This window comes from Chitinophaga niabensis, from assembly GCF_039545795.1.
Classification (GTDB): Bacteria; Bacteroidota; Bacteroidia; order Chitinophagales; family Chitinophagaceae; genus Chitinophaga; species Chitinophaga niabensis_B.
Map to the genome: position 1 here is coordinate 5,245,596 of NZ_CP154260.1, position 14,175 is coordinate 5,259,770.

General features: G+C 46.9%; 14 protein-coding genes. 6 read left to right on the forward strand and 8 right to left on the reverse strand.

The window, feature by feature from the left end; genetic code table 11:
- The 3 genes from AAHN97_RS20745 to AAHN97_RS20755 form a co-directional block, all read right to left on the reverse strand.
- Positions 1-300 (reverse strand): STN domain-containing protein, encoded by a 300-nt coding sequence (locus tag AAHN97_RS20745; RefSeq protein WP_343304001.1) that lies wholly within the window; start codon positions 298-300, stop codon positions 1-3.
- An 85-nt stretch (positions 301-385) separates the two neighbouring features.
- Positions 386-1,330, reverse strand: coding sequence for a FecR domain-containing protein (locus AAHN97_RS20750; protein WP_343304002.1), 945 nt, complete (start codon positions 1,328-1,330; stop codon positions 386-388).
- Between the two features lie 61 nt (positions 1,331-1,391).
- Positions 1,392-1,898: an RNA polymerase sigma-70 factor gene (locus tag AAHN97_RS20755; protein ID WP_343304003.1), complete on the reverse strand. Its 507-nt coding sequence runs from the start codon at positions 1,896-1,898 to the stop codon at positions 1,392-1,394.
- Positions 1,899-1,978: 80 nt separating this feature from the next.
- On the opposite strand from AAHN97_RS20755, the gene AAHN97_RS20760 reads away from it, so the two are divergent.
- Both AAHN97_RS20760 and AAHN97_RS20765 read left to right on the forward strand, forming a co-directional pair.
- Complete coding sequence (locus tag AAHN97_RS20760; RefSeq protein ID WP_343304004.1) at positions 1,979-3,007, forward strand: quinone-dependent dihydroorotate dehydrogenase; 1,029 nt, start codon at positions 1,979-1,981, stop codon at positions 3,005-3,007.
- A 9-nt stretch (positions 3,008-3,016) separates the two neighbouring features.
- Positions 3,017-3,793 (forward strand): TerC family protein, encoded by a 777-nt coding sequence (locus AAHN97_RS20765; protein WP_343304005.1) that lies wholly within the window; start codon positions 3,017-3,019, stop codon positions 3,791-3,793.
- Between the two features lie 264 nt (positions 3,794-4,057).
- Here AAHN97_RS20765 and AAHN97_RS20770 read toward each other — a convergent pair whose 3' ends face one another.
- The 3 genes from AAHN97_RS20770 to dnaB form a co-directional block, all read right to left on the reverse strand.
- Positions 4,058-4,780: an RsmE family RNA methyltransferase gene (locus AAHN97_RS20770; protein WP_343304006.1), complete on the reverse strand. Its 723-nt coding sequence runs from the start codon at positions 4,778-4,780 to the stop codon at positions 4,058-4,060.
- Positions 4,781-4,789: 9 nt separating this feature from the next.
- The gene (locus tag AAHN97_RS20775) at positions 4,790-6,139 is read right to left on the reverse strand and encodes an MATE family efflux transporter (RefSeq protein WP_343304007.1); all 1,350 of its coding nucleotides are present in this window, start codon (positions 6,137-6,139) and stop codon (positions 4,790-4,792) included.
- Positions 6,140-6,252: 113 nt separating this feature from the next.
- Positions 6,253-7,830 carry a replicative DNA helicase gene (dnaB, locus tag AAHN97_RS20780; RefSeq protein ID WP_343304008.1) on the reverse strand — a complete coding sequence of 526 codons (1,578 nt, stop codon included), beginning with the start codon at positions 7,828-7,830 and terminating at the stop codon, positions 6,253-6,255.
- Positions 7,831-8,314: 484 nt separating this feature from the next.
- Between dnaB and pheT the strand changes: the two genes are divergently transcribed.
- The gene (pheT, locus tag AAHN97_RS20785; protein WP_343304009.1) at positions 8,315-10,747 is read left to right on the forward strand and encodes a phenylalanine--tRNA ligase subunit beta; all 2,433 of its coding nucleotides are present in this window, start codon (positions 8,315-8,317) and stop codon (positions 10,745-10,747) included.
- Positions 10,747-11,052 carry a hypothetical protein gene (locus tag AAHN97_RS20790; RefSeq protein ID WP_343304010.1) on the forward strand — a complete coding sequence of 102 codons (306 nt, stop codon included), beginning with the start codon at positions 10,747-10,749 and terminating at the stop codon, positions 11,050-11,052. Before pheT ends, AAHN97_RS20790 begins: the two co-directional genes overlap by 1 nt.
- Here the strand turns inward: AAHN97_RS20790 and AAHN97_RS20795 are convergent.
- Together AAHN97_RS20795 and parS are read right to left on the reverse strand one after the other, a co-directional pair.
- Positions 11,049-11,486 carry an RES family NAD+ phosphorylase gene (locus tag AAHN97_RS20795; RefSeq protein WP_343304011.1) on the reverse strand — a complete coding sequence of 146 codons (438 nt, stop codon included), beginning with the start codon at positions 11,484-11,486 and terminating at the stop codon, positions 11,049-11,051. The two genes, AAHN97_RS20790 and AAHN97_RS20795, sit on opposite strands and share 4 nt — an antisense overlap.
- Positions 11,487-11,504: 18 nt before the next feature.
- A complete protein-coding gene (parS, locus tag AAHN97_RS20800) occupies positions 11,505-11,975 on the reverse strand; it encodes a type II RES/Xre toxin-antitoxin system antitoxin (RefSeq protein WP_343304012.1) in 471 nt (156 codons plus the stop codon).
- Between the two features lie 151 nt (positions 11,976-12,126).
- Between parS and AAHN97_RS20805 the strand changes: the two genes are divergently transcribed.
- A complete protein-coding gene (locus AAHN97_RS20805) occupies positions 12,127-12,420 on the forward strand; it encodes a cell division protein ZapA (protein WP_343304013.1) in 294 nt (97 codons plus the stop codon).
- Positions 12,421-12,579: 159 nt separating this feature from the next.
- On the forward strand, positions 12,580-14,139 hold the full coding sequence (gene rny / locus AAHN97_RS20810) for a ribonuclease Y (RefSeq protein ID WP_343304014.1): 1,560 nt from the start codon (positions 12,580-12,582) through the stop codon (positions 14,137-14,139).
- Positions 14,140-14,175 lie beyond the last annotated feature (36 nt).

A 14,175-nucleotide genomic window follows, 5' to 3' on the forward strand; every position in this document is an offset into this window, starting at 1 on the left:
TTATCCCGTGCGTGCATCTTCCACAAAACCACTGATGGTGCGGGTATTGCTTTGTTTTACGGTGAGTACCAGCTGATCTCCGATACGTTTATATTGAATGCCGTTTTCTGTAAAGAGAAGATCTAACACACGGCGGAGTGTCATCTCCTTTGCGTTGAGTGATACAAGCCGGTTCATTTTAACAACATCCCGGCTGTACGAAAAGTGAATGCCATATTCCTTTTCTATGATCTCACATGCGGCAGACAGGGGTTGGTTATTGAGCCTTAAAGAAATTTTTGTGCGCCAATTCCACGCCAAAACCTGCATAGGGATAACGACAAATAGGAATCCCAGCAGGATTTTCCTGGCCAATGACATGTTATAGTAGTTTTTTTAGTTAGGTTTATTTGATGGAATAGCCCTGTACGGTTTTCTCAACCGCTGTGTTAGTGATGAAAGCAATGGTTGCCAGAACATTATCGATAGGCTCGTTTTCAAAGTTTGCCGTCACCGCTTTTTCCAGGAGGGTTGCATCCGTTATTTCCACTTCCACCCCATACACCACCTCAATGGTCTTTATCACTTTCTCCAAAGGTACGTTACTAAACACCAGTTGCCGCCGGTTGAGGTCCTGCACATTTTCTGCCACGGCAAAAGGCTCCTTTTGCTGATCGCGGCGTAAGATCATTCCCGGGGTCAATATCACACTATCCTTTTTATCCAGGTCCGTTACCATGATCTTTCCGCTGTTCACCAGTACCACCAGGGAACTGTCCTGCGGTTTGAAGTCAACCATAAAACGGGTACCCAGTACTTTTATTTCCGTATGGCCCAATACAATTACAAAAGGATGTTCTGCATTCTGCGCAATATCAAAATGGGCTTTACCGGTAAAATGTACCCGGCGTTCCACTTTCCCGAACCCTTTTGCAAGGTGCATCTCTGCATTACTTTCCATGCTTACCCGGCTGCCATCTTTCAATTCCGCTTGTTGTGCACCAGCAAAAACCTGCTCTTTTGCCGGCTTTAGAAAAAACAGCCCAACGCCAAGCGCCAATACCAGCACCGCTGCCACTTTCAGCATCCAATGCATTTTACGCACCCGTGGTTCTTCAACCCCGATAGTAGTTTTCAACCGTTGCCAGCTGGATTCTGTATCCAGCCCGGGGATATTCCCCACGGGGCGCAATGCATCCAGCATCCTGCGTATGGAAGAAAGAATTTCTTCATTCGCAGGATCTTCCTTCCGCCAGGTTTCCACCCATTGGCGCTCTACAGCATCCGCTTCATTCAGCAGATACTTGCACAGCAAGGAATATATAGCCTCATCAGGTTGCAAAATGCCCATGAACAGTTGTAATGTTAATCAGTTTCGGGAAGAGGACGCATCTAATATCGTCTTACCCCCATTATAAAAAAAGATTCAGGTACTCCTTCAGCTCCTGGTGGAGGATCTTGAGGGCCTTACCCATTTGATTTTCAACAGTTTTAACGGAAATATTCATCACACTGGCTATCTCGGCATATTTTAACTGCTGTTTCCGGCTGAGCACAAAAACTTCCCGGCAACGTTCCGGCAACTTTTCGAGTGCCGCCTCCAGTTTATTTTCCAACTCCCGCGCCTGCAGGGAAAGATGCACCTCCGTTTCCTGCATCTGGCCAAAGGAATTTTCCCTTTCGGACCGTACATTCTGCTTTCGCCATTGGCTGATAGCCGTATTCCGGATAGCAGAAAAGAGATAAGAACGCTCGGAACCCTGTATGGCAATGCTTGCCCGCTTTTCCCAAAGCTGGGAAAAAACAAGCTGCACTACCTCTTCTGCCTCATAGGGATCACCAATATAATGGGTGGCGAATGCCAGGCAATGAGTATGGTGCTCTTTAAAAATTCTTTCGAAAGTATGGAGCTCCAACATATTATAACGTGGGCAAAAATATGTGGCTACCGCTGATTAACCAAATAGCGATTCTCTCCGATTTTATATCTTTGCCCCACATGTACGGCTTTATTAGAAAAATACTTTTCAATTTTCCCCCGGAAAGTATACACTACGGAGTAATGCGGGGACTTAAAGTGATCAATGCACTGCCCTTTGGCAAAAATGTGCTGGACGCATTCTGCCAGCCCAAAAACAGCGGGCTGGAACGCACCCTTTGGGGATTGACCTTTAAAAACCCTGTAGGCCTTGCCGCAGGATTCGATAAGGATGCCCGGTTCATCGACGAACTGGCACATCTTGGCTTCGGTTTTGTGGAAATAGGTACCGTTACCCCACTCCCGCAACCCGGCAACGATCAGCCAAGGTTATTCCGCCTGCCGGAAGACAAAGCGCTGATCAACCGCATGGGCTTTAATAATGAAGGAGCGCCCTCTGCCGCCAGGAGATTATTAAAACGCCGCTCCAATATTATCATAGGTGGTAACATTGGTAAGAATAAATTAACGCCCAACGAAGAAGCCGTAAGCGATTACGAAAAATGTTTCCATGCGCTCTTTGATGGGGTGGATTATTTTGTGGTGAATGTAAGTTCTCCCAATACTCCGGGCCTGAGGGCATTGCAGGAGAAAGAACCACTCAAGCAACTGTTGCATCACCTGCAAACACTCAATGCGCAAAAGAAAAAGCCCAAACCCATCCTCCTCAAAATTGCGCCGGACCTTACTACGGAGCAATTGGATGATATCATAGAAATAGTGCAGGAAACCGGCCTGGCAGGCATTGTTGCCACCAATACCACCATCAGCCGTGAGGACCTGCAAACAGATGATGCCACACTGCAAAAGATCGGTGCCGGTGGCCTCAGCGGTTTACCCGTAAAACAAAAGGCCACGGAGGTGATCCGTTATATTCATCAGCATTCCGGCGGAAAAATCCCTATTATTGCCGTAGGAGGTATTTTCACCGCAGCAGATGCGCAGGAAAAACTGGATGCAGGAGCTTCTCTGGTACAGGTATATACCGGTTTTATCTATGAAGGCCCTTCCATCGTGAAAAAGATCTGCCAGGGTTTAACTCAATCATAAACATATAGCATGCAGGAACTATTAACCGCTGATGCCCTTATCAGCCTCTTCACTTTAACCTTAATGGAAATAGTGCTGGGGATAGACAACGTTATTTTTGTTTCCATCGTTATGAACCGCTTGCCTGAACACAAAAGGAATCAGGCCAGGCGCATCTGGATGTTCACGGGTATAGCCGTTCGCGTGATACTCCTTTTATTTATAGGTTACATCGTAAGAGCCGTAAACCCTTTATTCTATATCGGGGCAAAAGGTATCAGCCTGCGCGACCTCATTATGCTGGCCGGAGGTTTATTCCTGCTGGTTAAAACCACCCTGGAAATACACCATAAACTGGAAGGAGAAGATGAAACCGGCCCCAAAGCCAAAGGAGGTACAGCCACCCTTGCCAATGTGGTAGGCCAGATCATCATCATAGACCTGGTGTTTTCGTTCGACAGCATCATCACAGCCGTAGGGCTGGCCAAACATATTGAGATCATGATAGTAGCAGTGGTAATTGCGATGTTCGTTATGTTCTCCTTTGCACCCAGGATCAGCAATTTCATTCACAAACATCCTACCCTTAAAATGCTGGCCCTGTCTTTCCTGATCATGGTGGGCGGTATTCTGCTCATAGAAGGATGGAATCCCAAAGCGGTACATGACCTTCACCTGAAGAACTATGTATACTTTGCCATGGCCTTCTCTTTTGCAGTAGAATTGCTGAATATGAGGATGAGGAAGAAAACACTGCCGCCTGTGGAACTGAGGGAGCCAAAATTAGATCAGGTAGAAAAGAAATAAAAAAGGGCATTCTTTCGACCATCCTTCTGTGATCCTTCGCTGATCCTTCGATGAAACACCCTCAAACCCTTGCGGGTATTGAACACCTTCGGAGGATCATCGAAGGATTAGCGTTAGATGCCCGATAGCATTGAGTTATAGCGGATAAATTTTGAAAAAAGTGTCAGCAGATGTCAGTAGGCCTGGTAGTATTTTATCAATATAAAGAAAGGGCCATCCTATAAGACAGGTTTGTTACGTGTTCGCCCAGCCTATACCTGGCCCTTATGATAATTTAGTATCTGCCCTATTGACCGCCGCCATCAAAGTACCACCCACCACCCCGGCCGTTTCTGTTCTTAAACGGGTATCCCCTAATGATACAGGCAAACATCCCTTTTCCAATGCTTTTGTTACCTCTTCGGGGGTAAAATCACCTTCGGGGCCTATCAGCAATAAAGTATCCTTGCCGGGGAGCATGGTGTCCAGCAAATGTTGCTTTTCATCCGGCAGGCAATGCGCGATCAGCTTTTGTCCGGCAGCAGCTAATGCTTTGTCAAAAGGCATTGGTTCCGTCAATACGGGTAAATACCATTGTTTGGATTGCAGCATGGCGGATACCAGTATATTTTCCAGGCGCTCTGCCTTGAACTTTTCTTTTTCTGTTCGTTGTGTGAGTAAAGGAATGATCCCGCCGATACCGATCTCAACGGCTTTTTCCAGGAACCATTCCATACGGGAAGTATTCTTTGTAAAAGCAATGGCTATACGCAAATGCGGTACCGGCACCGGCATAGCAGTTTCCCCACTGATCTGTACCACGCATTTTTTCCGGTGATCGTCTGTGATCACTGCTTCATAACGGGTGCCTTTGCCATCTGCCAGCAACACTTTATCTCCTTTTTCATTGCGCAATACCTGGATGCAATACTTGGATGTTGGTTCATCCATGGTATAAAACCCCTGGCCGGAGGAAAGATCTTTTGCGTAAAATACCGGTAACTCCATCCTGTAAAATTATACCTTTTCCTGTTGTTGTTCCAATCTGCGGGTAATAGATTGAAAACGGAAGAAGAGTAAAACGGAAGCTACCAGCAAACCCAGCAGCAATCCCCACCAAACCCCATACACCCCGTAATTCAGTTTGATGCCTAATACATAACCTACCGGAATACCCAATCCCCAGTAGGCCAGCATGGTAATAATGGTGGGTGCTTTTACATCTCCCAAACCTCTTAACACCCCCAATCCCACTACCTGGGTACCATCAAATAACTGGAAGAAAGCAGCGATCACCAGCAAGCCAGATGCAATATGTATCACAGTGGGATCCTGTATATAAAAAGAAGGCAGTATTTGTTTGAACACCATGAAGAATACAGCAGCACAACCCATCAGCACCAATACCATATGGTAACTGGCAATGGCAGATCTGCGTAGCTCCATAAAATTGCCCCGGCCTAAATTATTACCACTGCGGATGCCCGCTGCGGCTGAAATCCCACTCGCCATCATATAAGTCATGGCTGCCAGGCTCAGCGCAATCTGATGTGCAGCTAGTTCCGCAGGGCCTATCCAGCCCACCATGATCGCTGCCCCGCTGAAAGCACTCACTTCAAAAACATATTGCAAAGCCACGGGAACACCCATGCCTGCTATCTTCTTCAGCGTAGCCGCCTGGATCTCCCGCAGGTTAAAGGTTTGCAGGTATTCTTTAAATCGCTGGGAACGCAAAACATACCAGGCCATGGTGATACCCATCAGCAAACGGTCTGTGAAAGTGGCAATACCTACTCCCACAATCCCCATGTCAAAACCGTATACCAATGTGATGCCCAATACTATATTGAGGACATTCCCAAGTATACTGATATTCATGGCTTGCTTTGTAAAGCCCAACCCTTCCGCGAATTGCTTGAAAGTAAGGAACACCATCAGCGGAATAAAAGAGTACGCGAGGTACTGTAAAAATACTTTCGCCTGCGCAGCCACGTCTGGCGACTGGTCCATCCGGAAGAGGTTATGCGCTGTAAGCAGGATCAAACCAAACAACACAATGCCCGTGATCATATTGATCACAAAACTATGTGCCAGCAAACGCCCGCAGATACTGCGGTTGCCACGTCCATTCTCCTGTGCGATCAAGGGTGTAAGACCATAAGAGATGCCAATACCTGTTACCATAAAAATGGTGAACAGGCTTGTTCCCAATGCTACCGCAGCCAGAGGTACTTTACCTGTATGGCCGATAATGATACTATCGCTCAATCCTACCAGTGTATGCCCTAACTGCGAGATCACCACGGGGTAGGCTAAATGAAAATTGTCCTTATAATGGGGTTTGTATTTTGTATACAGCTTTTTCATGTTTTCCGTAATTGCTTTGGGTTTGGGTCTAAAAACCGGACCACAAAAATTGGGTCATAAAAAAGCCGGTCATCGTTATGATGCCGGCTTTCGTTATTTAAAAAATGTTCCGTTTAGAACGGAGCATCTCCGAATGCGTCATCATCAAAATCCATATCATTCATCTTCGATCCTTTCTGAATGAAGATCTTAGCCTCGTCATGTTCTCCGCCTGCACCGCGGTTCTTCATGCCTGCAAAGGAATTGCCGCCTGTACTTGGTGGGCCGTCAACAGGACCGTCATCTTCAAAACGCTGGTATTCCAGTACTGCTCTGAGCTTCACGGTATCCAACTGACCATTCCTGTGTTTCGCGATCCTTACGTGTGTTTCCCCTTTGTTGGATTCTCCCATTTCATTGGTGGTGATCTCATAATACTCAGGGCGGTAAAGGAACATTACCATGTCCGCATCCTGCTCGATCGCACCAGATTCACGAAGGTCACTCAACTGTGGCATTTTGTTACCATCTTTCCGTTTCTCCACATCCCGGCTCAACTGGGAAAGTGCAATTACCGGTACCATCAACTCTTTCGCGAGGCCTTTCAGGTCTCGGGAGATCTTACTGATCTCCTGTTCCCGGTTGGAGTTTTTACCTTCCGCACCGCCACCACTCATCAATTGAAGGTAGTCGATGATGATGATGCCCACTCCGTGGTTATGTACCAGTCTGCGGCATTTGGCCCTTAATTCAAAGATGTTCAGACCAGGGGTATCATCTATAAAGATGGGCGCTTTAGCCAGTCTTTCAATACCATGGGTCATCAGTTTCCGCATTTCATGCTCCTCCAGTTTACCCCGGGTGATCTTTTCCAGTTTGATCTCTGACTCAGCAGCCAGGATCCTTTGAACAAGCTGCCCGCTGGACATCTCAAGCGAAAACACCACAGCCCCTTTCGGGAACTTGGGATGCAAAGCCGCATTCCTGGCAAGGTTCAGCGCGAATGCCGTTTTACCCACAGATGGACGGGCCGCTATGATGATAAGGTCAGAAGGCTGGAAGCCATAGGTGATCTTATCCAATGTGGGGAAACCTGAAGGCACCCCTGTGATATCATCCCCTTTATTCCGCAGGTCCTCAATACGCTTGAGGGTATTCACCAACACGCGGTCGATGGAATCATAGTTCTTACGGAGGTGATTATTAGTGATTTCAAACAATTTGGATTCTGCCTGGTCCAGCAGATCGAACACATCAGCCGTATCCTCATAGGATTCGCTGATGATCTCTCCGGAAATGCGGATCAGCTCCCGCTGAATGAATTTCTGCAATACGATACGCGCATGCGCCTCAATATTAGCCGAAGATACCACCATATTGGTCAGCCGGGTAACAAAGAAAGGGCCACCCACTGCCTCCAGGTCTGCAGAAGATTTCAGCTCTTCCACCACCGTGAGGATATCCACAGGCACAGACTTCGCCGCCAGCCTTTGCATACACGCAAAGATCTTCTGGTGGGCATCTACATAAAAACATTCCGGTTTCAGGATCTCGATCACCGTATCAAATGCGCCCTTCTCTAACATGAGCGCGCCCAATACAGCTTCTTCTAATTCTTTGGCCTGGGGAGGGATTTTGCCATAGACCATCGTGGAAATGTCAATACCCGGCTTGCGACGTGTATTTCGGTCCTTCTTGAGATTGAGATCCATTTATATTTAGTGCGTTAATAAGGTTAAGAAATAAATCATGGTTACTGGATGGCCCTGTGCCTTTATACATTTACAACTATTTTGCATCTGATCCCATTCACCCATCTTTAACAAATTGTAAATTTTTTCAAGCCGGAAAAACTAAGGTAACCGACTTTTCCATCAAAACCTTTTTCTTCCGGAACAAAATTTATGCGTGCACAATGCACACGTTATACAACAACAAAACGGTAGTTATCCACCTTTTCGTACCTGGTTATCCACCGAAACAGCAGAAAATCCATAGTAAAGGTCTGCCTTATTCACACATTTTGTGTAAAAAGATTTCCACCATTTTATTTGGTAAATTTCCCCCTGATCGTACAACAGAAGTTGTTAACTTTACGCGGCACATTTGCAACCGCTTGGGGGCTGCAAATGTGATGGAAATAATTGATTTTCACAAAATTAAAACGGTACTATGGGTACCGGCAAGGACTAGCAAATGACAATTTCGTACAATTGGTTATGTGATTATTTACCGGTAAAACCCACACCGGATGAACTTTCTGTGATCCTCACAGCTGTAGGTCTCGAAGTAGAGAGCCTTGAGCGCTTTGAAAGTGTGAAAGGCAGCCTTGAGGGCCTCGTTGTAGGCGAAGTGCTCAGTGTGGAAAAACATCCCAATGCAGATAAATTACGCCTCACCAAAGTTAACATAGGTAACGGGGAACCCCTCAGCATTGTCTGCGGAGCACCCAATGTGGCTGTAGGGCAAAAAGTGATCGTAGCGCCCATTGGCACTACCATTTACCCCTCCTCCGGAGAACCCATGACCATGAAAAAGGCCAAGATCCGGGGAGAAGAAAGCAACGGAATGATCTGCGCAGAAGATGAAATTGGCCTTGGTACAGGTCATGACGGCATCCTGGTTCTGGATCCTTCCCTGCAGGCCGGTTTAACAGCCCGTGAACTCTTCCAGCCCGCGCAGGACTGGGTTTTCGAAATAGGCCTGACCCCTAACCATATGGACGCCATGAGCCATATCGGTGTAGCCAGGGACGTTTGTGCATTCCTCAACAACCAGGAAAATACACAGATCTACCATGTTCGCCGCCCAGGGATCAGCGCAGCCACCAAAGCAGCTACTGCTTTACAGATAGGCGTTGAAGTGAAAAACAACGATGCCTGTCCCCGTTATTGCGGCCAAACCATTACCGGCGTAAAAGTAGGCCCGTCCCCAGCCTGGATGCAACACAGATTACAGGCTATCGGCGTTCGCCCTATTAATAATATAGTAGACATCACTAACTACGTGCTCCACGAAACCGGCCAGCCCCTCCATGCATTTGATGCAGCTGAGATAAAAGGCGGTAAAGTGGTGATACAAAACCTCCCTACCGGCACGCCTTTCCTGAGTTTAGACGGGAAAGAACGTAAACTGGATGAAGGAGATCTCATGATCTGCGATGGGGAAAACACCCCGCTTTGTATAGCTGGTGTTTTTGGTGGCATCAATTCCGGCGTGAAAGACAGCACCGGCAGCATTTTCCTGGAAAGTGCCCATTTCAGCGCAACCGGCATCCGCAAAACATCCGTACGCCACGGACTTCGTACAGACGCAGCCGTTCGTTTCGAAAAAGGTGTGGATATTGGCCTTGCACCATTTGCCCTGGAACGTGCAGTAGCCCTCATCGGCGAACTCGCACACGGCGCCCCGGCATCTGAAGTTGCAGATGTTTACCCCGTTCCTTCTGAACAGGCCAGCATCGATGTTACTTACCAGTACATTAACAAACTCAGCGGTCATACTTACGCACCTGAAAAGGTAAAAAACATCCTCTGCAGTCTTGGTTTTACCATACAATCAGAAACGGATGCCCATCTGCGTGTATCCGTTCCCCTGCATAAACCGGATATCACCATTCCCGCTGATATCGTGGAAGAAGTGATGCGGATAGACGGGCTGGACAATATTCCCATCCCCGAATTCATTAACATGGTGCCTTCCCGCCAGAGTCAGCCAGACAAAGAGCGTGTGAAGGAAAAACTGGCGGAATACCTGGCCGGCAACGGATTCTCAGAGATCTTCACCAATTCCATCACCAACAGTCAATATTATAAACACCTTGATCAGGATAGCCTGGTGAAGATGATCAATAGCCTCAGTGCGGACCTGGACACGATGCGCCCATCCATGCTGGAAACAGGCCTGGAGCGGATCGCTTACAATCTGAACAGGCGGAACGATGATCTGCTGTTCTTTGAATTCGGTAAAACATACCGTAAAGAGGCAGTAGGCGATTATCCTGAAACAGAGCACCTGAGCCTCTACCTCACCGGTCAGAAATTACCGGAAACCTGGATGCATAAAGCACAGCCCGTAGATTTCTACTATCTTAAAGGGTATGTGCAGAACATATTGCAGGTACTGGGATTACAGGGTGCGGAAATGGCAACAGCCACTGTCCATGGCCTGGAGCCGGCATTTGAAATCACCGTGAATGGGAAAGTGGTAGCCGTTTTAGGTGGTGTAAATGCGCAGAAACTGAAAGAATTTGATATCAAACAGGCAGTATGGTATGCAGATTTCTACTGGGGTACCATTCTGCAACAGCTGCAAACAAAAGATACTTTCTACGAAGAGATCACCAAATTCCCTACCGTTCGCAGGGACCTGGCTTTGGTGCTGGATAAACAGGTGAACTTTGCTGCCGTGGAAACTACTGCACGCTCGGTGAAAACCACCCTGTTGCAACATATCAACCTGTTCGACGTTTTTGAAAGTGAAAAACTCGGTGCAGGTAAAAAATCATATGCCGTGAGCTTCACGTTCCAGGACAAACAGAAAACACTGACTGACCAGGAAACGGATGCCCTCATGAATAAACTCATCAAAGCTTTCGAAACCCAATTACAGGCGGAGATCCGCAAATAATGGAACTGGAACAGTACATACAAAGGATAGAAGACAAGCTGCAACAGCTGTTGAAAAAACTCCAGCAATCGCAGGCAGATAATGTTATGCTGCGCGAGCAGCTTGTCCAACAGCAAAATGAACTGAACCGGCAACAGGAAAACATTGCCTCCCTGGATGAGAAATTAAAACTCAACCGGATAGCTACTGTTACCCAGGGCGCCAACTTATCAGAAGACGAAGACGCCTTCCGCAAAGAAGTCCGGGGAAAGATCAATGATTATATTAAGGAAATTGACCGCTGTATTGCCCTGTTGAATTCTTAATGTAAGGGTTTAAAGATGCGGGTGATCCTCACCTCTTTCATCAGGGGATGCATGGGGTTAATGAGATAAACCAGCTGGCCCGTCATGATCACTGAAGGGAAAGCCAACAGCAATGTTTCCCTGGCCTGCAGCCGCAGCGTTCCAAAGTTCCTGGCGATAGACGGCTTCCTGTCGTTCCGCCAGTCTTCCGGCAATTGCTCCTCTTCAAATACCTGCAAGCTATCCTCCGGCACCTCATATTCTATCATCACCATATCGGGGTTTAATTCTCCCGTGGTATAATACATCCGGTTTTCCATCAGGCAATTTGCCACAGAACTATGTACATATATGCAGGGATTCCCTGCGCTCGTCCAAAAGTTGTCAACCAGCCTGCCGCTTTCGCCGTTGAGGTCATCCTGCCATTCTTTTGTGCTAAGTCTATATAAAAGCATACTTGAATATAGTTATTTTCAGAATGTGCCTACCTCAAAACGGCGAATTTCATCTTTTACCTCTTTGGCTCCCCCTTGTGTATCCATTAACTCAATCGGGGTTCTGCCATGGAAATACCTGTTCGGCAATTTCATCCAAGTGTTGAAACGTTCCCGCTCGCCAAAGACTTTATAACCATAACTATACAGCTCGGCAATGGCCATCAGCCGGTCGCTGATAATATGGCTGAAAGTTTCTTCATCCTTTTTCATGTGAATGGTACGTTCCGTAATAGCCAGCATCCCACTTAAGGTAAAGTAGTCAACACCCAGCACATTCTTTAAACGGGTTAACTGGGCCTTTGTAATGCCCGCCTTTACAAAATCTTCTTTTACTGTAAACAAAACAGCATGTAAATTGGCTACCTGTTCGTAATCATCAAACAGATTACTGGCGCTGGAAGTTGGCACAACTTTCTTCGCCCTGCGGTTATTTCCCGATCGCGTCACAAATATCTGGTTTAGTAAGTAATAATTTTTTAGCACGTAAATATATGCACATATTTGCGCGGGCCTTTATCAATATGAAAATCCTGCTATCAATCTTTCCACACCGTTTGCTTTTATTACATTTGTAAAGTACACCAACACGTCACTAACAATGGAAACACTCATACCCGTTAATATAGTTGTAGCCGACCGCACTTACCGCATCAAGATCCGCACGGAAGAAGAAGAAGCCGTAAGAAGGGTCATGAAAGAAGTGAACGACAAGATCATTGAGTTCAAAGCCGCCTACGCCGGAAAAGATATCCAGGATTATATTGCCATGGCCCTCATCATGTACGCCACCCACCCTGCCACCATTGGCGGAAAAGCCCAGGCAGAAGTAGCCCCTTTCCTCCGGGAAAAGCTGCAACACCTTGACAATCTATTGGATGAGCACCTGAAATAGCTGTTACCAGTGCATCTTTAATTCCTAAATAATTCATTATCACAACCTCTCTGGTACTTTCCTGCCTTTTTTTTGTTATTTTCGCGGGTCGGCTTTCGCCCAATTCGCTGAAATGGGCCAGGGACGTTAATTATAAATACTTTTAAATCTAATTGAAATATGGAGACAATCGCTATAATAGTGGGCGCCGCCGCTCTGGTTATAGGTATACTGCTTGGGAAAGTGATCTTTGCTAAAAATACCCAGAAGAAAGTCCAGGAAGCTGAAGAACAGGCCAGGAGGATCATTTCAGAAGGACAACTCACCGCCGAAAATCTTAAGAAAGATAAATTGCTGGAAGCCAAGGAGAAATACCTGCAAATGAAGTCGGAGCATGACAAAGAAGCCATGCAGCGTACCCAGAAGATCGCAGAATCTGAAAACCGCATTAAACAAAAAGAACTGAGCCTCAACCTTAAAAACGAGCAAATAGCAAAGCAAGTTGCTGAAAACGAAGTAATTAAGGAAAATTTAGGCCGTCAGATCGAACTCGTGAACATCAAACGCTCCGAACTGGAAAAACACCAGGAAGAGCATATCCGCCGCCTCGAAAAAGTAGCCGCGCTCACTGCTGAAGAAGCCAAACACCAACTGGTGGAAAGCCTCAAGGAAGAAGCCCGCTCTCAGGCACTCAGCCACATCCAGGAGATCATCGAAGACGCTAAAACAAAAGCCAACAAAGAAGCCAAAAAGATCATCATACAATCTATTCAGCGTACCGCCGCAGAACAGACCATTGAGAATGCCATTACCGTATTCAACCTGGAAAGTGATGAAATAAAAGGTCAGATCATCGGAAGGGAAGGCCGTAACATCCGTGCCATTGAAGCTGCTACCGGAGTTGACCTCATTGTGGACGATACCCCTGAAGCCATCGTACTCTCTTCTTTCGACCCACTCCGCCGTGAAATTGCACGCCTCAGCCTGCAACGCCTCGTTCAGGATGGCCGTATCCACCCTGCCCGTATTGAGGAAGTAGTGGAAAAAACCAAACGTCAGCTGGAAGAGCAGGTAATGGAGATCGGTGAACGTACTGTAATTGAACTTGGTATTCACGGTTTACATAAAGAACTCGTACGCATGGTAGGTAAAATGCGCTTCCGTTCTTCTTATGGCCAGAACCTGCTGATGCACTCCAAAGAAACTGCTAACCTCTGCGCCGTGATGGCAGCAGAGCTGGGCCTCAACCCCAAACTGGCAAAACGCGCAGGTCTTCTGCACGATATTGGTAAAGTGCCTGATGAAGAAACTGAATTGAGCCACGCATTATTAGGTGCCAAACTTGCAGAGAAATATGGTGAACATCCTGCCATCGTAAACGCTATCGGCGCACACCACGATGAAATGGAAATGGCCTATGTGATCTCTCCTATCGTTCAGGCTTGTGATGCTATCAGCGGTGCCCGCCCTGGTGCACGCCGTGAGATCATGCAAAGTTACCTGCAACGTATCAAAGACCTCGAAAACCTGGCCATGGCATATGATGGTGTTGAAAAAGCATACGCTATCCAGGCAGGCCGTGAACTGCGCGTGATTGTGGAAAGTGAAAAAGTAACAGATGGAGATGCAGACCGCCTCAGTTTTGAAATTGCCAATAAGATCCAGAACGAAATGCAATATCCCGGCCAGATCAAAGTAACGGTGATCCGTGAACGCAGAGCCGTGAACGTTGCGAGATAATTATTTCGAACACATATTTTCAAACGCCGCAACCAA

Coding starts and splice junctions, on each gene's coding strand:
- AAHN97_RS20750 (WP_343304002.1), bottom strand. CDS start 1,330: ATGGGCATTTTGCAACCTGATGAGGCTATATATTCCTTGCTGTGCAAG.
- AAHN97_RS20755 (WP_343304003.1), bottom strand. CDS start 1,898: ATGTTGGAGCTCCATACTTTCGAAAGAATTTTTAAAGAGCACCATACT.
- AAHN97_RS20760 (WP_343304004.1), top strand. CDS start 1,979: ATGTACGGCTTTATTAGAAAAATACTTTTCAATTTTCCCCCGGAAAGT.
- AAHN97_RS20765 (WP_343304005.1), top strand. CDS start 3,017: ATGCAGGAACTATTAACCGCTGATGCCCTTATCAGCCTCTTCACTTTA.
- AAHN97_RS20770 (WP_343304006.1), bottom strand. CDS start 4,780: ATGGAGTTACCGGTATTTTACGCAAAAGATCTTTCCTCCGGCCAGGGG.
- AAHN97_RS20775 (WP_343304007.1), bottom strand. CDS start 6,139: ATGAAAAAGCTGTATACAAAATACAAACCCCATTATAAGGACAATTTT.
- dnaB (WP_343304008.1), bottom strand. CDS start 7,830: ATGGATCTCAATCTCAAGAAGGACCGAAATACACGTCGCAAGCCGGGT.
- pheT (WP_343304009.1), top strand. CDS start 8,315: ATGACAATTTCGTACAATTGGTTATGTGATTATTTACCGGTAAAACCC.
- AAHN97_RS20790 (WP_343304010.1), top strand. CDS start 10,747: ATGGAACTGGAACAGTACATACAAAGGATAGAAGACAAGCTGCAACAG.
- AAHN97_RS20795 (WP_343304011.1), bottom strand. CDS start 11,486: ATGCTTTTATATAGACTTAGCACAAAAGAATGGCAGGATGACCTCAAC.
- AAHN97_RS20805 (WP_343304013.1), top strand. CDS start 12,127: ATGGAAACACTCATACCCGTTAATATAGTTGTAGCCGACCGCACTTAC.
- rny (WP_343304014.1), top strand. CDS start 12,580: ATGGAGACAATCGCTATAATAGTGGGCGCCGCCGCTCTGGTTATAGGT.